13 protein-coding genes, 5 tRNA genes and 3 rRNA genes are annotated in these 17,068 nt (G+C 53.6%); 20 read left to right on the top strand and 1 reads right to left on the bottom strand.

Features of this window, described 5'->3' with window-relative positions; translation table 11 throughout:
- Window positions 1-11: 11 nt before the first annotated feature.
- The 8 genes from trkH (at window position 12) to birA (ending at window position 9,608) form a co-directional block, all read left to right on the top strand.
- Entirely contained in the window at window positions 12-1,463 is a 1,452-nt protein-coding gene (trkH, locus tag D8B20_RS00870) for a Trk system potassium transporter TrkH (RefSeq protein ID WP_145886271.1), read from the top strand.
- 18 nt (window positions 1,464-1,481) lie between these two features.
- Complete coding sequence (hemG, locus tag D8B20_RS00875; RefSeq protein ID WP_145886273.1) at window positions 1,482-2,030, top strand: menaquinone-dependent protoporphyrinogen IX dehydrogenase; 549 nt, start codon at window positions 1,482-1,484, stop codon at window positions 2,028-2,030.
- Between the two features lie 395 nt (window positions 2,031-2,425).
- Window positions 2,426-3,967 (top strand): 16S ribosomal RNA (locus tag D8B20_RS00880).
- A gap of 90 nt (window positions 3,968-4,057) precedes the next feature.
- Window positions 4,058-4,132 (top strand) — tRNA-Glu (locus D8B20_RS00885).
- 211 nt (window positions 4,133-4,343) lie between these two features.
- Window positions 4,344-7,248 (top strand): 23S ribosomal RNA (locus D8B20_RS00890).
- A 97-nt stretch (window positions 7,249-7,345) separates the two neighbouring features.
- A 5S ribosomal RNA gene (gene rrf / locus D8B20_RS00895) occupies window positions 7,346-7,461 on the top strand.
- Together the 16S, 23S and 5S rRNA genes with 1 tRNA gene alongside form the textbook arrangement of a ribosomal RNA operon.
- A 150-nt stretch (window positions 7,462-7,611) precedes the next feature.
- Window positions 7,612-8,649: a UDP-N-acetylmuramate dehydrogenase gene (gene murB / locus D8B20_RS00900; RefSeq protein WP_145886275.1), complete on the top strand. Its 1,038-nt coding sequence runs from the start codon at window positions 7,612-7,614 to the stop codon at window positions 8,647-8,649.
- Window positions 8,646-9,608, top strand: coding sequence for a bifunctional biotin--[acetyl-CoA-carboxylase] ligase/biotin operon repressor BirA (gene birA / locus D8B20_RS00905; RefSeq protein ID WP_145886277.1), 963 nt, complete (start codon window positions 8,646-8,648; stop codon window positions 9,606-9,608). Before murB ends, birA begins: the two co-directional genes overlap by 4 nt.
- 233 nt (window positions 9,609-9,841) lie before the next feature.
- Here the strand turns inward: birA and coaA are convergent, their stop codons facing one another.
- Entirely contained in the window at window positions 9,842-10,792 is a 951-nt protein-coding gene (gene coaA, locus D8B20_RS00910) for a type I pantothenate kinase (RefSeq protein ID WP_145886279.1), read from the bottom strand.
- 304 nt (window positions 10,793-11,096) lie between these two features.
- On the opposite strand from coaA, the gene D8B20_RS21705 reads away from it, so the two are divergent.
- From D8B20_RS21705 to rplL, 12 genes are all read left to right on the top strand, one after another.
- On the top strand, window positions 11,097-11,354 hold the full coding sequence (locus D8B20_RS21705; protein ID WP_222433866.1) for a hypothetical protein: 258 nt from the start codon (window positions 11,097-11,099) through the stop codon (window positions 11,352-11,354).
- 1 nt (window position 11,355) lies between these two features.
- Window positions 11,356-11,431: transfer RNA gene (locus D8B20_RS00915), tRNA-Thr, on the top strand.
- 7 nt (window positions 11,432-11,438) lie between these two features.
- Window positions 11,439-11,523: transfer RNA gene (locus tag D8B20_RS00920), tRNA-Tyr, on the top strand.
- A 188-nt stretch (window positions 11,524-11,711) separates the two neighbouring features.
- A tRNA-Gly gene (locus D8B20_RS00925) sits at window positions 11,712-11,786 on the top strand.
- 5 nt (window positions 11,787-11,791) lie between these two features.
- Window positions 11,792-11,867 (top strand) — tRNA-Thr (locus D8B20_RS00930).
- 106 nt (window positions 11,868-11,973) lie between these two features.
- Window positions 11,974-13,158 carry an elongation factor Tu gene (gene tuf / locus D8B20_RS00935; RefSeq protein WP_145886281.1) on the top strand — a complete coding sequence of 395 codons (1,185 nt, stop codon included), beginning with the start codon at window positions 11,974-11,976 and terminating at the stop codon, window positions 13,156-13,158.
- 229 nt (window positions 13,159-13,387) lie between these two features.
- Window positions 13,388-13,771 (top strand): preprotein translocase subunit SecE, encoded by a 384-nt coding sequence (gene secE / locus D8B20_RS00945; RefSeq protein ID WP_145886283.1) that lies wholly within the window; start codon window positions 13,388-13,390, stop codon window positions 13,769-13,771.
- A gap of 1 nt (window position 13,772) precedes the next feature.
- The gene (gene nusG / locus D8B20_RS00950) at window positions 13,773-14,318 is read left to right on the top strand and encodes a transcription termination/antitermination protein NusG (RefSeq protein WP_010616908.1); all 546 of its coding nucleotides are present in this window, start codon (window positions 13,773-13,775) and stop codon (window positions 14,316-14,318) included.
- 148 nt (window positions 14,319-14,466) lie between these two features.
- Window positions 14,467-14,895 carry a 50S ribosomal protein L11 gene (rplK, locus tag D8B20_RS00955; RefSeq protein WP_013507401.1) on the top strand — a complete coding sequence of 143 codons (429 nt, stop codon included), beginning with the start codon at window positions 14,467-14,469 and terminating at the stop codon, window positions 14,893-14,895.
- A 3-nt stretch (window positions 14,896-14,898) separates the two neighbouring features.
- On the top strand, window positions 14,899-15,603 hold the full coding sequence (rplA, locus tag D8B20_RS00960) for a 50S ribosomal protein L1 (RefSeq protein ID WP_145886285.1): 705 nt from the start codon (window positions 14,899-14,901) through the stop codon (window positions 15,601-15,603).
- Window positions 15,604-15,951: 348 nt separating this feature from the next.
- Window positions 15,952-16,449, top strand: a complete 498-nt coding sequence (rplJ, locus tag D8B20_RS00965; protein ID WP_145886287.1) for a 50S ribosomal protein L10 — start codon at window positions 15,952-15,954, stop codon at window positions 16,447-16,449.
- Window positions 16,450-16,515: 66 nt separating this feature from the next.
- Window positions 16,516-16,881, top strand: coding sequence for a 50S ribosomal protein L7/L12 (gene rplL, locus D8B20_RS00970; protein WP_021508206.1), 366 nt, complete (start codon window positions 16,516-16,518; stop codon window positions 16,879-16,881).
- Window positions 16,882-17,068 lie beyond the last annotated feature (187 nt).

A 17,068-nucleotide genomic window follows, 5' to 3' on the forward strand; every position in this document is an offset into this window, starting at 1 on the left:
GAAACGGCTGAATGCATTTTCGCGCCATTACCCGCATCGTGGGCCTGCTGGTCATTCTTTTCTCGGTGACAATGATTGTGCCGGGCCTGGTCGCGCTGATCTACCGCGACGGTGCCGGCCGGGCGTTCAGTCAGACCTTTATGCTGGCCATTGTGATTGGTTCGCTGCTGTGGTGGCCAAACCGCAGGCAAAAAACCGAACTGAAGCCACGCGAAGGTTTTTTGATTGTTGTGCTGTTCTGGACGGTGCTGGGCAGCGTAGGGGCGATGCCGTTTATCTTTGCCGAGCAGCCGCATCTCACCATCACTGACGCCTTCTTTGAATCCTTCTCCGGATTAACCACCACCGGCGCAACAACGCTGGTGGGGCTGGATACGCTGCCGAAAGCCATTCTGTTTTATCGTCAGATGCTGCAGTGGCTGGGCGGCATGGGGATCATTGTGCTCGCGGTGGCCATTCTGCCGATCCTTGGCGTGGGCGGTATGCAGCTGTACCGCGCCGAAATGCCGGGGCCACTGAAAGATAATAAGATGCGTCCGCGTATCGCCGAAACGGCCAAGACGCTCTGGCTGATCTATGTGCTGCTGACAGTGGTGTGCGCGCTGTCGCTGTGGCTGGCAGGTATGCCGATGTTCGATGCGATTGGCCACAGCTTTTCCACCATTGCGATTGGGGGGTTCTCAACCCATGACGCCAGTATCGGCTATTTCAACAGCCCGACGATCAATACCATCGTCGCCATTTTCCTGCTGATCTCCGGCTGTAATTACGGCCTGCACTTTTCTTTACTGAGCGGTCGCAATCTGAAGGTCTACTGGCGCGATCCGGAGTTCCGCATGTTTATTGGCGTGCAGTTCACGCTGGTGGTGATTTGCACCCTTGTGCTGTGGCTGCATAACGTTTACGACAGCGGCTGGCAAACCCTGAATCAGGCGTTTTTCCAGGTGGTGTCGTGGGCGACTACGGCGGGCTTCACTACCGACAGTATTGCACGCTGGCCGCTGTTTCTGCCGGTGCTGCTGCTCTGTTCCGCATTCATTGGCGGCATGGCGGGCTCGACAGGGGGCGGCCTGAAGGTGATTCGCATCCTGCTGCTGTTCAAGCAGGGGTCACGTGAACTGAAACGTCTGGTACATCCCAATGCGGTTTACACCATTAAGCTGGGAAACCGTGCACTGCCGGAACGGATTCTCGAAGCGGTGTGGGGCTTCTTTTCTGCCTATGCTTTAGTGTTCCTGCTCAGCATGCTGGCGATTATTGCCACCGGCGTGGATGACTTTTCAGCATTTGCTGCCGTCGCGGCAACGCTGAATAACCTGGGACCGGGGCTGGGCGTGGTCGCGGATAACTTCGCCACGATGAATGACGCAGCGAAATGGATTTTGATTTCCACCATGCTGTTTGGGCGCCTTGAGGTGTTCACGCTGCTGGTGCTGTTCACGCCAACCTTCTGGCGTGAATAACAGACACAGGACTGAGCGATGAAAGCATTGATTCTTTATTCCAGCCGTGACGGGCAAACCCGTGAAATTGCAGCACGCATTGCGCAGACGCTGGCACCCCAGCAGCTGTGCGATGTACTGGATATGGCAGAGACGCAGCGCGTGGACTGGCCGCAGTACGATCGCGTGCTGATTGGCGCCTCGATTCGCTATGGTCATTTTCAGCCGGTGCTGATGCAGTTTGTCACTACCCATCAGCGCGAGCTGCAGCAGCGCGTCAGTGGTTTCTTCAGCGTTAACCTGACCGCGCGTAAAGCGGATAAAAGTACGCCGGAGACGAATGCGTATACGCGTAAGTTCCTGGCGCAGTCGCCCTGGCAGCCCGATTGCTGTGCCGTGTTCGCCGGCGCGCTGCGTTATCCGCGCTATCGCTGGTTTGATCGCATCATGATTCAGTTCATCATGCGCATGACAGGCGGCGAAACGGATACGCGTAAAGAAGTGGAATATACGGACTGGCAGAAAGTGGCTGCTTTTGCCCGGGATTTTGCGCAAATTCCAGGCAAATCGTTGGGAAATAGAGCGTAGTGGTGAAATTTAGGACGAACGATCATTTTTTTGCAATAAACGCTTGTCAGCAGAAATGAAGTCCCTATAATGCGCCACCACTGAGACGGCAAAGCGGCAACGCAGGCGGCTCAGCAGGGCGTGAAGCGATTCACCCCGCCGGAGAAAACTTCTGAAAAAGAGGTTGACTCTGAAGGAGGAAAGCGTAATATACGCCACCTCGCGACAGCAGGCAGTACGCCGCGTCGCACCGCTCTTTAACAATTTATCAGACAATCTGTGTGGGCACTCACGGGATTGATATCACAAGCCTCCGGGCTTGAAAAAATATCAAGACTCTGCTGAGTGAACACGTAATTCATTACGAAGTTTAATTCACAGAGCATCGCTGCACTCGTTGCAGCAAATCAAACTTTAAATTGAAGAGTTTGATCATGGCTCAGATTGAACGCTGGCGGCAGGCCTAACACATGCAAGTCGGACGGTAGCACAGGAGAGCTTGCTCTTCGGGTGACGAGTGGCGGACGGGTGAGTAATGTCTGGGAAACTGCCCGATGGAGGGGGATAACTACTGGAAACGGTAGCTAATACCGCATAACGTCGCAAGACCAAAGTGGGGGACCTTCGGGCCTCACACCATCGGATGTGCCCAGATGGGATTAGCTAGTAGGTGGGGTAACGGCTCACCTAGGCGACGATCCCTAGCTGGTCTGAGAGGATGACCAGCCACACTGGAACTGAGACACGGTCCAGACTCCTACGGGAGGCAGCAGTGGGGAATATTGCACAATGGGCGCAAGCCTGATGCAGCCATGCCGCGTGTATGAAGAAGGCCTTCGGGTTGTAAAGTACTTTCAGCGGGGAGGAAGGCGGTAAGGTTAATAACCTTGCCGATTGACGTTACCCGCAGAAGAAGCACCGGCTAACTCCGTGCCAGCAGCCGCGGTAATACGGAGGGTGCAAGCGTTAATCGGAATTACTGGGCGTAAAGCGCACGCAGGCGGTCTGTTAAGTCAGATGTGAAATCCCCGGGCTTAACCTGGGAACTGCATTTGAAACTGGCAGGCTTGAGTCTCGTAGAGGGGGGTAGAATTCCAGGTGTAGCGGTGAAATGCGTAGAGATCTGGAGGAATACCGGTGGCGAAGGCGGCCCCCTGGACGAAGACTGACGCTCAGGTGCGAAAGCGTGGGGAGCAAACAGGATTAGATACCCTGGTAGTCCACGCCGTAAACGATGTCGACTTGGAGGTTGTGCCCTTGAGGCGTGGCTTCCGGAGCTAACGCGTTAAGTCGACCGCCTGGGGAGTACGGCCGCAAGGTTAAAACTCAAATGAATTGACGGGGGCCCGCACAAGCGGTGGAGCATGTGGTTTAATTCGATGCAACGCGAAGAACCTTACCTGGCCTTGACATCCAGAGAACTTAGCAGAGATGCTTTGGTGCCTTCGGGAACTCTGAGACAGGTGCTGCATGGCTGTCGTCAGCTCGTGTTGTGAAATGTTGGGTTAAGTCCCGCAACGAGCGCAACCCTTATCCTTTGTTGCCAGCGGCTCGGCCGGGAACTCAAAGGAGACTGCCGGTGATAAACCGGAGGAAGGTGGGGATGACGTCAAGTCATCATGGCCCTTACGGCCAGGGCTACACACGTGCTACAATGGCGCATACAAAGAGAAGCGACCTCGCGAGAGCAAGCGGACCTCATAAAGTGCGTCGTAGTCCGGATTGGAGTCTGCAACTCGACTCCATGAAGTCGGAATCGCTAGTAATCGTAGATCAGAATGCTACGGTGAATACGTTCCCGGGCCTTGTACACACCGCCCGTCACACCATGGGAGTGGGTTGCAAAAGAAGTAGGTAGCTTAACCTTCGGGAGGGCGCTTACCACTTTGTGATTCATGACTGGGGTGAAGTCGTAACAAGGTAACCGTAGGGGAACCTGCGGTTGGATCACCTCCTTACCTGAAGATACCTTCCCGCGCAGTGCTCACACAGATTGTCTGATAGAAAAAGTAATGAGCAGGACGGCTGCGAAGTCGTGACACCCTTGTGTCCCCTTCGTCTAGCGGTTAGGACTCCGCCCTTTCACGGCGGCAACAGGGGTTCGAATCCCCTAGGGGACGCCAACTGTTCGGTGACAGGTGAAAGGTGTCTCCATGATGTATCTCAGAACTGACCTGCGGGTCACGTCTGAGATATATGCTCTTTAACAATCCGGAACAAGCTGAAAATTTGAAACGAACGCGCCGCGTATTTCCCCGTAACAGGAAATAAGTGCGGAGCGTCCGGGTCCGAGATTTTCGCGATTCACATGCGCAAAACGCCTGTGGGTTGTGAGGTTAAGCGACCAAGCGTACACGGTGGATGCCCTGGCAGTCAGAGGCGATGAAGGACGTGCTAATCTGCGAAAAGCGACGGTAAGGTGATATGAACCGCTACAGCCGTCGATGTCCGAATGGGGAAACCCAATGCATTTATGCATTATCGTTAACTGAATACATAGGTTAACGAGGCGAACCGGGGGAACTGAAACATCTAAGTACCCCGAGGAAAAGAAATCAACCGAGATTCCCCCAGTAGCGGCGAGCGAACGGGGAGGAGCCCAGAGCCTGAATCAGCTTGTGCGTCAGTGGAAGCGTCTGGAAAGGCGCGCGATACCGGGTGACAGCCCCGTACACGAAGACGCACAGGCTGTGAGCTCGATGAGTAGGGCGGGACACGTGGTATCCTGTCTGAATATGGGGGGACCATCCTCCAAGGCTAAATACTCCTGACTGACCGATAGTGAACCAGTACCGTGAGGGAAAGGCGAAAAGAACCCCGGCGAGGGGAGTGAAACAGAACCTGAAACCGTGTACGTACAAGCAGTGGGAGCCTCTTTATGGGGTGACTGCGTACCTTTTGTATAATGGGTCAGCGACTTATATTCTGTAGCAAGGTTAACCGCATAGGGGAGCCGAAGGGAAACCGAGTCTTAACCGGGCGCTAAGTTGCAGGGTATAGACCCGAAACCCGGTGATCTAGCCATGGGCAGGTTGAAGGTTGGGTAACACTAACTGGAGGACCGAACCGACTAATGTTGAAAAATTAGCGGATGACCTGTGGCTGGGGGTGAAAGGCCAATCAAACCGGGAGATAGCTGGTTCTCCCCGAAAGCTATTTAGGTAGCGCCTCGTGAACTCATCTCCGGGGGTAGAGCACTGTTTCGGCTAGGGGGCCATCCCGGCTTACCAACCCGATGCAAACTGCGAATACCGGAGAATGTTATCACGGGAGACACACGGCGGGTGCTAACGTCCGTCGTGAAGAGGGAAACAACCCAGACCGCCAGCTAAGGTCCCAAAGTCATGGTTAAGTGGGAAACGATGTGGGAAGGCACAGACAGCCAGGATGTTGGCTTAGAAGCAGCCATCATTTAAAGAAAGCGTAATAGCTCACTGGTCGAGTCGGCCTGCGCGGAAGATGTAACGGGGCTAAACCATGCACCGAAGCTGCGGCAGCGACGCGAATGCGTTGTTGGGTAGGGGAGCGTTCTGTAAGCCGCAGAAGGTGGCCTGTGAGGGCTGCTGGAGGTATCAGAAGTGCGAATGCTGACATAAGTAACGATAAAGCGGGTGAAAAGCCCGCTCGCCGGAAGACCAAGGGTTCCTGTCCAACGTTAATCGGGGCAGGGTGAGTCGACCCCTAAGGCGAGGCCGAAAGGCGTAGTCGATGGGAAACAGGTTAATATTCCTGTACTTGGTGTTACTGCGAAGGGGGGACGGAGAAGGCTAGGTTATCCGGGCGACGGTTGTCCCGGTTTAAGCGTGCAGGTGTGAAGACCAGGCAAATCCGGTCTTCTTTAACACTGAGGCGTGACGACGAGGCTCTACGGAGCTGAAGTAACTGATGCCCTGCTTCCAGGAAAAGCCTCTAAGCTCCAGGTAACACGAAATCGTACCCCAAACCGACACAGGTGGTCAGGTAGAGAATACCAAGGCGCTTGAGAGAACTCGGGTGAAGGAACTAGGCAAAATGGTGCCGTAACTTCGGGAGAAGGCACGCTGGCGCGTAGGTGAGGGGACTTGCTCCCGGAGCCGAGGCCAGTCGAAGATACCAGCTGGCTGCAACTGTTTATTAAAAACACAGCACTGTGCAAACACGAAAGTGGACGTATACGGTGTGACGCCTGCCCGGTGCCGGAAGGTTAATTGATGGGGTTATCCGTAAGGAGAAGCTCTTGATCGAAGCCCCGGTAAACGGCGGCCGTAACTATAACGGTCCTAAGGTAGCGAAATTCCTTGTCGGGTAAGTTCCGACCTGCACGAATGGCGTAATGATGGCCAGGCTGTCTCCACCCGAGACTCAGTGAAATTGAAATCGCTGTGAAGATGCAGTGTACCCGCGGCAAGACGGAAAGACCCCGTGAACCTTTACTATAGCTTGACACTGAACATTGAGCCTTGATGTGTAGGATAGGTGGGAGGCTTTGAAGCGCGGACGCCAGTCCGCGTGGAGCCATCCTTGAAATACCACCCTTTAATGTTTGATGTTCTAACGTAGGCCCGTTATCCGGGCTGCGGACAGTGTCTGGTGGGTAGTTTGACTGGGGCGGTCTCCTCCCAAAGCGTAACGGAGGAGCACGAAGGTTGGCTAATCCTGGTCGGACATCAGGAGGTTAGTGCAATGGCATAAGCCAGCTTGACTGCGAGAGTGACGGCTCGAGCAGGTGCGAAAGCAGGTCATAGTGATCCGGTGGTTCTGAATGGAAGGGCCATCGCTCAACGGATAAAAGGTACTCCGGGGATAACAGGCTGATACCGCCCAAGAGTTCATATCGACGGCGGTGTTTGGCACCTCGATGTCGGCTCATCACATCCTGGGGCTGAAGTAGGTCCCAAGGGTACGGCTGTTCGCCGTTTAAAGTGGTACGCGAGCTGGGTTTAGAACGTCGTGAGACAGTTCGGTCCCTATCTGCCGTGGGCGCTGGAGAATTGAGGGGGGTTGCTCCTAGTACGAGAGGACCGGAGTGAACGCACCGCTGGTGTTCGGGTTGTCATGCCAATGGCACTGCCCGGTAGCTAAGTGCGGAAGAGATAAGTGCTGAAAGCATCTAAGCACGAAACTTGCCCCGAGATGAGTTCTCCCTGACCCCTCGAGGGTCCTGAAGGGACGTTGAAGACGACGACGTTGATAGGCCGGATGTGTAAGCGCAGCGATGCGTTGAGCTTACCGGTACTAATGACCCGTGAGGCTTAACCTTACAACGCCAGAGGCGTTTTGCGGTACCCGGAAAAATTTTCAGCCTTGTTCACGGACTGGTCTGCGCGGCTTCGGCGGCGCGGACGAAACAGAATCTGCCTGGCGGCACTAGCGCGGTGGTCCCACCTGACCCCATGCCGAACTCAGAAGTGAAACGCCGTAGCGCCGATGGTAGTGTGGGGTCTCCCCATGCGAGAGTAGGGAACTGCCAGGCATCCAACAGGTGAAGAAGCCCTGAACGCGAGTTCAGGGCTTTTTTACGTCCGCGCGCCGGGGAAAAGCGCCCCGGCGGGCGCGAAAAGTCCCGCGCGGCGCGGCCCGATCGGGTAAACTGTGGCCGGATTAACTCAGTAAAGGCCGCCGCATGTTCAGCCACGCTCACTCACTCAAAGCATTCAACACCCTGTCTCTGGACATTCACACCCGCACGCTGGTCACCGCCGAGAGTGCAGATGTCATTCTTGAAGCCTGGAAGCGCAGCCAGGCGCAGCAACAGCCATTTATTGTACTGGGTGAAGGCAGTAATGTTCTGTTTCTGGAAGACTTTACTGGCACCGTGGTCATCAATGCCATCAAAGGCATGACGCTTGAAGAACAGGATGAGGCGTGGATTCTGCATGCCGGCGCCGGTGAAAACTGGCATCAGCTGGTTGAATATACGCTGAAGAAAGGCATTCCCGGCCTGGAAAATCTGGCGCTGATCCCCGGTATGGCCGGTTCTGCGCCGATCCAGAACATAGGCGCCTATGGCGTAGAGTTCAAAGATATCTGCCACTATGTTGACGTGTTGCACCTGTCATCGGAAAAGATTGTCCGCCTGCATCGTGACGAATGCCAGTTCGGCTATCGCGACAGTGTATTCAAGCATCTGCTTAAAGATCAGCACGTCATTGTGGCCGTTGGCTTACGCCTGGCCAGGCAATGGAAGCCAGTGCTGAGCTATGGCGATCTGACGAAGCTGAATCCGGCCACCGTATCGGCCTGGGATGTCTTTAACGCGGTCTGTCAGATGCGCCGCAGTAAGCTGCCCGATCCACGTATCACCGGTAACGTCGGGAGTTTCTTCAAAAACCCTCTTATCTCTGCTCAGCAGGCGGAAAAACTGCTTGCGCAGTGGCCGGGCATGCCGCATTACCCACAGGGAAATGGCGAGGTCAAACTGGCCGCTGGCTGGCTGATTGATCAGTGTGAGCTGAAGGGCCACCGGATAGGCGGTGCTGCAGTGCACCGCCAGCAGGCGCTGGTACTGATTAATGAAGATCATGCCACGCCACAGGATATCGTTGCGCTGGCCCGTTATGTGCGCAGCAGAGTAGGCGAGAAGTTCAACGTATGGCTGGAACCTGAGGTGCGCTTTATCGGCGCGCAGGGTGAGCGTAACGCTGTCGAGGTAATTGCATGAAAGATCAAAGCGTCCCGCTCAGACTGGTTGCGCTACTGGCGGATGGCGAATTTCATTCCGGTGAACACCTGGGTGAAGCGCTTGGCATGAGCCGCGCGGCAATCAACAAACATATTCAGACTCTGAAAAGCTGGGGTCTGGATGTCTATACCGTGACGGGGAAAGGATACAGCCTGCCTGCGCCGATTCAGCTGCTTGATGAGGCGGCTATCCGCGCGCAGCTGCAGCAGGCTAATCTGGATGTTATCCCGGTAATAGACTCCACGAATCAGTATCTACTGGACCGCATGGATCAACTCACCTCAGGCTATGCCTGTATCGCTGAATATCAGCAGGCCGGACGCGGACGCCGCGGGCGTAAGTGGTTTTCACCTTTTGGTGCCAACCTTTATATGTCTATGTACTGGCGTCTGGATCAGGGGCCGGCGGCCGCAATGGGGCTAAGCCTGGTGATCGGCATTGTGATGGCAGAGGTGATTCAGTCTCTGGGCGCGCCTGACGTCCGGGTTAAATGGCCAAACGATCTCTACCTGCACGACCGCAAACTGGCGGGTATTCTGGTTGAGCTGACAGGTAAAACCGGTGATGCGGCGCAGATTGTGATGGGCGCGGGCATTAACCTGATGATGCGCGCCGAGGGGACAGCGGAAATTAATCAGGGCTGGATTAATTTGCAGGAGGCCGGTATTGAGATCGATCGTAATCAACTGGCCGCCAGAATGATTAACAGCCTGCGTGAAGCGCTGCCGCTGTTTGAGCGCGACGGCCTGGCGCCGTTCATCACGCGCTGGGAAGCGCTGGATAACTTTATTAATCGTCCGGTCAAACTGCTGATTGGCGATCGCGAGGTGCACGGGATCGCACGCGGTATCGATCAGCAGGGTGGTTTGCTGCTGGAGCAGGATGGTGAGATCAAATCCTGGGTTGGTGGTGAAATCTCGCTGCGCCCGGGCACATAAGCCTCACTGAACGCCACAGAGTATCAGGATGACGGCCTGCAATCGCAGGCCGTTTTACTGTCCGTATAAGGCATCGCTTAACCGTGATCGGCCCCAACCGGCATCTGCCTTAACGGCAAAGCAGTGGCGACTCTGCTGGTTGCCGGCAAATGCGCTGATCCCTGCACCACGGCCTTTCAGGTCATTCTGCTGAAGCAGGGATGGGCCAGGCGATAAGAGGCCACCTTACAGGGCTATTTGCGCAGCCTGACGTTCTGTACCGCGTGATCGGCAGACTTGGTCATAATCAGGCTGGCGCGCTCACGCGTTGGCAGGATATTTTCTTTCAGGTTAAGCCAGTTAATCTCTTTCCACAGCCCACGCGCAATATTTACCGCTTCTTCTTCCGGCAATTGTGAATAGTGATGGAAGTAAGAGTCCGGATCGCTAAAGGCGCCTTCCCGGAACTTCAGGAAGCGGTTGATATACCAGCTCTCCAGCAGCGTTTCCGGCGCATCGACATAAATAGAAAAATCGACGAAATCGGAAACAAAGACGTGATGCGGATCGTGCGGATAATCCATACCGCTTTGCAGCACATTGAGGCCTTCAAGAATCAGAATATCCGGCTGCTGTACCACTTTATCGCCATCAGGAATGACATCGTAAATCAGGTGAGAATAAACCGGAGCGGTAACCTGGCTGGCACCCGATTTTAAATCGGAGACAAATTTAACCAGCCGGTGCATATCATAGGATTGCGGGAAGCCTTTCTTTTTCATCAGCCCGCGCTCTTTGAGCACGGCATTAGGATGAAGAAAGCCGTCCGTTGTAATGAGTTCGACCTTTCGATGTTCCGGCCAGCGACTCAGCAACGCCTGCAGAACGCGCGCGGTGGTACTCTTTCCGACGGCAACACTGCCGGCAATGCTGATGATATAGGGAATCTTCTGGCCATTGGTGCCCAGAAATTGCTCCAGCACCGCCTGCCGCCGCAGGTTAGAGCTGATATAAAAATTAAGCAGGCGCGAAAGTGGCAAATAAATTTCAGCCACTTCTTCCAGAGAAAGATCTTCATTAATACCGCGCAGTCGTTCGATTTCGCTTTCTGCCAGCGTCATCGGTACTGAGTCACGCAGCGCAGCCCATTGCTGACGATCAAATTGCAAATAGGGCGTTGTCAGTGGCGTCGTTTTTTTACTCATAAGCATGCATCTGACCGCAAATTCTGGCTCATCAACACCTTGCAGCAACAGGCATACAGCGATGTGTCGAACCCGAGTGCACGTCACAGGGGTAATTTAACGAAAACAATGGGCAGGAGGGTAACACCAGAGAGACTTTAAAAAGAAGTAAAATGATAAAGCTCAGCACGCTTTCGTAAGCCTGCACGCATTTTTATTCATACTCAGTCGCCTGTTACTGCCTTTTATGCTTTACGGCGAAAAAGCGGTTTGTCATAGCGGCAGGGTGAATGCCTGTCGGCACAATTCTGCACAAGTGACAAAGATGGCTACGGATAAAACGAAAAAAACGACGAACAGAGAATTAAAAAGGCCGACGTCACTACTCTCACCTGTATACCTGCTTTGCGGCTCACTCTTCGCAGATAAAAAGACTGGCGCAAATTCATACCGCAACTGCGCAAAAATACGCCCGGTGAAGTGGATTTTGCGGGTGTTTGCACAAATAGTAAGCGATAGCGCAATTTTAGCGATTTTTTTGTTGCATCCTGTCGCCGGTCTTCCTAGAATGCGCGTCACTTGATGCCGGCTTAGCTCAGTTGGTAGAGCAACTGACTTGTAATCAGTAGGTCACCAGTTCGATTCCGGTAGCCGGCACCATCAAGTAGGTGGGATTCCCGAGCGGCCAAAGGGAGCAGACTGTAAATCTGCCGTCACAGACTTCGAAGGTTCGAATCCTTCTCCCACCACCATCTCAACCAACGTGTTGAGCATCAGATAAAGCGTTTACCTGATGGGTGAGTTCTTCTCTCACCTCCGAATTCAGATTACGCAGTAGCGTAATCGACGTTGGTCAGAAACTCTGACTGACTCGAATAATAGAAGGTCTTCTTTTATTATTCATAAGCTACAGAAAGAACAGGTAGCCGAGTTCCAGGATGCGGGCATCGTATAATGGCTATTACCTCAGCCTTCCAAGCTGATGATGCGGGTTCGATTCCCGCTGCCCGCTCCAGATGTGCTGATATGGCTCAGTTGGTAGAGCGCACCCTTGGTAAGGGTGAGGTCCCCAGTTCGACTCTGGGTATCAGCACCACTTCCTTTATCTCTCTCCTGATTCTCTCTCTGTAAAACTAACATCAGGCTTTGCCTGGTTGATGTGACGATATCTTTGATATATCCGTGTCTTAGAGGGACAAGCGATGGCTAAAGAGCAATTTCAACGCAACAAACTGCACGTAAACGTGGGCACCATCGGTCACGTTGACCACGGTAAAACCACCCTGACTGCTGCAATCACCACCGTTCTGGCTAAAACCTACGGCGGCCAGGCGCGTGCTTTCGATCAGATCGATAACGCGCCGGAAGAGAAGGCTCGTGGTATCACCATCAACACCTCTCACGTTGAATACGAAACCCCAAGCCGTCACTACGCACACGTTGACTGCCCGGGCCACGCCGACTACGTGAAAAACATGATCACCGGTGCTGCGCAGATGGACGGCGCGATCCTGGTTGTTGCTGCGACTGATGGCCCGATGCCTCAGACCCGTGAGCACATCCTGCTGGGTCGTCAGGTTGGCGTTCCTTACATCATCGTGTTCCTGAACAAGTGCGACATGGTTGATGACGAAGAGCTGCTGGAACTGGTTGAGATGGAAGTGCGTGACCTGCTGTCTCAGTATGACTTCCCGGGCGACGACACCCCAATCGTTCGCGGTTCAGCGCTGAAAGCACTGGAAGGCGACGCTGAGTGGGAAGCGAAGATCGTTGAGCTGGCTGGCCACCTGGATACCTACATCCCGGATCCGGTTCGTGCAATCGACCTGCCGTTCCTGCTGCCAATCGAAGACGTATTCTCCATCTCCGGCCGTGGTACCGTTGTGACCGGTCGTGTTGAGCGCGGCATCGTGAAAGTGGGCGACGAAGTTGAAATCGTCGGCATCAAAGACACCGCCAAGTCTACCTGTACTGGTGTTGAGATGTTCCGTAAGCTGCTGGACCAGGGTCAGGCAGGCGAGAACTGCGGCGTTCTGCTGCGTGGTATCAAGCGTGAAGAGATCCAGCGTGGCCAGGTTCTGGCTAAGCCGGGCACCATCAAGCCACATACCAAGTTCGTATCAGAAGTGTACGTTCTGTCTAAAGACGAAGGCGGCCGTCATACTCCGTTCTTCAAAGGCTACCGTCCACAGTTCTACTTCCGTACCACTGACGTGACCGGCAACATCGAACTGCCAGAAGGCGTTGAGATGGTTATGCCAGGCGACAACGTGAAAATGACCGTTACGCTGATCCACCCAATCGCGATGGACCAGGGTCTGCGTTTCGCAATCCGTGAAGGCGGTCGTACCGTTGGCGCGGGCGTTGTAGCCGAAGTTATCGCTTAATTGCGATAATATTTGACGCAATGCACACGGAAAGGGCATCATTTGATGCCCTTTTTGTACGCTGTTACATAGAACCTGGCTCATCAGTGATTTTCGATCATAATCATTGCTGAGACAGGCTCTGGTTTTACAGCGCTGGATACCGAGTTACGCCCCAAAAGCTCATTCGGTTTGGATGCCTCGCTCTGCGGGGCAGAATAGTTTCTGAATTATTGTGGCAGGTTGGTTTATGAGTGCGAATACCGAAGCTCAAGGGAGCGGGCGCGGCCTGGAAGCGATAAAGTGGGTGGCTGTGATCGCATTGCTGCTGGTAGCAATCGTCGGTAACTACCTTTATCGCGATGTAACACTGCCTTTACGCGCGCTGGCTGTGGTCGTGCTGATCGCTGCGGCAGGCGGCATTGCGTTGCTGACAACCAAAGGCAAGGCAACCGTTGCTTTTGCACGTGAAGCAAGAACCGAAATGCGTAAGGTCATCTGGCCAACTCGCCAGGAAACATTGCACACCACGTTAATCGTTGCCGCGGTTACCGCCGTGATGTCACTGATTTTGTGGGGGCTGGATGGTATTCTGGTCCGTCTGGTATCGTTTATTACTGGCCTGAGGTTCTGAGATGTCTGAAGCTCCAAAAAAACGCTGGTACGTCGTTCAGGCGTTTTCCGGTTTTGAAGCCCGCGTAGCGAAGTCGCTGCAAGAGCATATCAAACTGCACAACATGGAAGAACTGTTTGGCGAAGTCATGGTGCCGACTGAAGAAGTCGTTGAAATCCGTGGCGGTCAGCGTCGCAAAAGCGAACGCAAATTCTTCCCTGGTTACGTACTGGTACAGATGGTGATGAATGACGCCAGCTGGCACTTAGTGCGCAGTGTACCGCGTGTAATGGGCTTCATTGGTGGTACCTCTGATCGTCCGGCACCGATCAGCGATAAAGAAGTCGATGCGATCATGAACCGCCTGCAGCAGGTCGGTGATAAGCCGCGTCCAAAAACGCTGTTCGAACCGGGCGAAATGGTGCGCGTCAACGACGGTCCATTTGCCGATTTCAACGGTGTGGTCGAAGAAGTGGATTACGAGAAAAGCCGCCTGAAGGTATCGGTATCCATCTTCGGTCGTGCAACGCCGGTTGAACTGGATTTTGCACAGGTGGAGAAAGGTTAACCTTTTTGCCTGTTTTTTAGCTCTTGCGGAAGGCGCGAAATTTACCTATAATTTCGCGCCTTTTGTTTTTATGCGCTGGCAACAGCGTGTAAATCGTTACCACGGGGAGCCTGTCAGTCAGGCGCTATAACCCAATTGAGGAATTATCATGGCCAAGAAAGTACAAGCCTACGTCAAGCTGCAGGTTGCAGCTGGTATGGCTAACCCGAGCCCACCAGTTGGTCCGGCTCTGGGTCAGCAGGGTGTTAACATCATGGAATTCTGTAAAGCGTTCAACGCCAAAACAGAATCACTGGAAAAAGGTCTGCCGACCCCAGTTGTTATCACCGTTTACAGCGACCGTTCTTTCACCTTCGTTACCAAAACGCCTCCGGCTGCCGTTCTGCTGAAAAAAGCAGCGGGCATCAAGTCTGGTTCTGGTAAGCCGAACAAAGACAAAGTCGGTAAAGTAACGCGTGCTCAGGTGCGTGAAATTGCAGAAACCAAAGCTGCGGACATGACTGGTGCTGACGTAGAAGCGATGACTCGCTCTATCGAAGGTACTGCTCGTTCCATGGGCCTGGTAGTGGAGGACTAAGAAATGGCTAAGCTGACCAAGCGCATGCGCGTGATCCGTGACAAAGTTGATGCGACCAAACAGTACGACATCAACGAAGCTGTTGCTCTGCTGAAAGAACTGGCTACCGCTAAATTCGTAGAGAGCGTGGACGTTGCTGTTAACCTCGGCATCGATGCACGTAAATCTGACCAGAACGTACGTGGTGCAACTGTACTGCCACACGGTACTGGCCGTTCCGTCCGCGTTGCCGTATTTACCCAGGGCGCAAACGCTGAAGCTGCTAAAGCTGCAGGCGCTGAGCTGGTAGGTATGGAAGATCTGGCTGACCAGATCAAGAAAGGCGAAATGAACTTTGACGTTGTTATTGCTTCTCCGGATGCAATGCGCGTTGTTGGCCAGCTGGGCCAGGTTCTGGGCCCACGCGGTCTGATGCCAAACCCGAAAGTCGGTACTGTAACGCCGAACGTTGCTGAAGCGGTTAAAAACGCTAAAGCCGGTCAGGTTCGTTACCGTAACGACAAAAACGGCATCATCCACACCACCATCGGTAAAGTGGATTTCGATGCTGACAAACTGAAAGAAAACCTGGAATCCCTGCTGGTTGCGCTGAAAAAAGCGAAACCTTCACAGGCGAAAGGCGTGTACATCAAGAAAGTCAGCATCTCTACCACCATGGGCGCCGGCGTTGCCGTTGACCAGGCTGGTCTGAACGCAGCAGCAAACTAATTGCTATTGTAACGGGCGAAAAATTCATCTAGAATCTTACGCCCGTTGTTCTGGCTGAAGTGTCAGCACAGAACCCAGATTCATAATGGCTGAGCGGTGAAGTTTAATCGCTTCATTAATCAGTCATTAAGGTTGGAGCCAGGCCTGATCCTGGCCTCCGTCCAAGACCGCAGGAGCAAACTCTCTCCGGAGACGCTGCTTAATTTCCTGCGTAGACGGTGACAGAACCAAAAAGAATTTTTTTCTTCACTGGATTCTGCTCACCGTGTAACGCGCTTATCACCCTCGGGTGTGTAAGTGAAGTGAGTTCCGGGAAATTTTTCCCGGTCAAATCCAGGAGCAAAGCTAATGGCATTAAATCTTCAAGGCAAACAAGCAATTGTTGCTGAAGTTAACGAAGTAGCCAAAGGCGCGCTTTCAGCGGTTGTTGCGGATTCCCGTGGCGTGACCGTTGATAAAATGACTGAACTGCGTAAAGCAGGTCGTGAAGCTGGCGTTATCATGCGTGTTGTTCGCAACACCCTGCTGACCCGCGCTGTTGAAGGTACTCCTTTCGAGTGCCTGAAAGACACGTTTGTTGGTCCGACCCTGATTGCATACTCGATGGAACACCCGGGCGCTGCTGCTCGTCTGTTCAAAGAGTTCGCGAAAGCGAATGCAAACTTTGAGGTCAAAGCTGCAGCCTTTGAAGGTGAGCTGATCCCGGCGGCACAAATTGACCGTCTGGCAACGCTGCCGACTTACGAAGAAGCACTGGCACGTCTGATGTCGACCATGAAAGAAGCCGCTGCTGGCAAACTGGTCCGCACTCTGGCTGCTGTTCGCGACGCAAAAGAAGCGGCTTAAGGCCAGATTCTTTTTCTTCGTACTTGCTAACGTATAAACTTTTACCGATTCTTAGGAACAATTGTTATGTCTATCACTAAAGATCAAATCCTGGAAGCCGTTGCAGCTATGTCCGTAATGGAAGTAGTTGAGCTGGTTTCTGCTATGGAAGAAAAATTCGGCGTGTCTGCTGCTGCTGCTGTAGCTGTAGCTGCTGGCCCGGCTGAAGCTGTTGAAGAGAAAACTGAATTCGACGTTATCCTGAAAGCGGCTGGCGCGAACAAAGTTGCAGTAATCAAAGCAGTACGTGGCGCAACTGGTCTGGGCCTGAAAGAAGCTAAAGACCTGGTTGAAGCTGCTCCAGCTGCAATCAAAGAAGGCATCAGCAAAGACGACGCAGCTGCACTTGAAGCTGCTCTGAAAGAAGCTGGCGCTGAAGTTGAAGTTAAGTAAGACAACCTTCGGGTTGCAGTCTGAGTAATCAGACTGATGGCTGGTGACTTTTTGGTCACCAGCCTTTTTGCGCTACAGGGGAACGATGGCGTTTCGCACTGTTTGTCCATTGTTTCTCTTCAATATCTTTTTCTATCGACGCCTTAATATATCGCTTTCCTGTGAGGGTTCCCTGCCTGCGCAACGG

The sequence above is a fragment of the Candidatus Pantoea soli genome (genome assembly GCF_007833795.1).
Lineage (GTDB): Bacteria > Pseudomonadota > Gammaproteobacteria > Enterobacterales > Enterobacteriaceae > Pantoea > Pantoea soli.

Excerpts from the sequence above, each read along its gene's own strand:
- trkH (WP_145886271.1), top strand. The coding sequence starts at position 12 with ATGCATTTTCGCGCCATTACCCGCATCGTGGGCCTGCTGGTCATTCTT.
- secE (WP_145886283.1), top strand. The coding sequence starts at position 13,388 with ATGAGTGCGAATACCGAAGCTCAAGGGAGCGGGCGCGGCCTGGAAGCG.
- D8B20_RS21705 (WP_222433866.1), top strand. The coding sequence starts at position 11,097 with ATGGCTACGGATAAAACGAAAAAAACGACGAACAGAGAATTAAAAAGG.
- tuf (WP_145886281.1), top strand. The coding sequence starts at position 11,974 with ATGGCTAAAGAGCAATTTCAACGCAACAAACTGCACGTAAACGTGGGC.
- nusG (WP_010616908.1), top strand. The coding sequence starts at position 13,773 with ATGTCTGAAGCTCCAAAAAAACGCTGGTACGTCGTTCAGGCGTTTTCC.
- rplK (WP_013507401.1), top strand. The coding sequence starts at position 14,467 with ATGGCCAAGAAAGTACAAGCCTACGTCAAGCTGCAGGTTGCAGCTGGT.
- hemG (WP_145886273.1), top strand. The coding sequence starts at position 1,482 with ATGAAAGCATTGATTCTTTATTCCAGCCGTGACGGGCAAACCCGTGAA.
- coaA (WP_145886279.1), bottom strand. The coding sequence starts at position 10,792 with ATGAGTAAAAAAACGACGCCACTGACAACGCCCTATTTGCAATTTGAT.
- rplA (WP_145886285.1), top strand. The coding sequence starts at position 14,899 with ATGGCTAAGCTGACCAAGCGCATGCGCGTGATCCGTGACAAAGTTGAT.
- rplJ (WP_145886287.1), top strand. The coding sequence starts at position 15,952 with ATGGCATTAAATCTTCAAGGCAAACAAGCAATTGTTGCTGAAGTTAAC.
- birA (WP_145886277.1), top strand. The coding sequence starts at position 8,646 with ATGAAAGATCAAAGCGTCCCGCTCAGACTGGTTGCGCTACTGGCGGAT.
- murB (WP_145886275.1), top strand. The coding sequence starts at position 7,612 with ATGTTCAGCCACGCTCACTCACTCAAAGCATTCAACACCCTGTCTCTG.
- rplL (WP_021508206.1), top strand. The coding sequence starts at position 16,516 with ATGTCTATCACTAAAGATCAAATCCTGGAAGCCGTTGCAGCTATGTCC.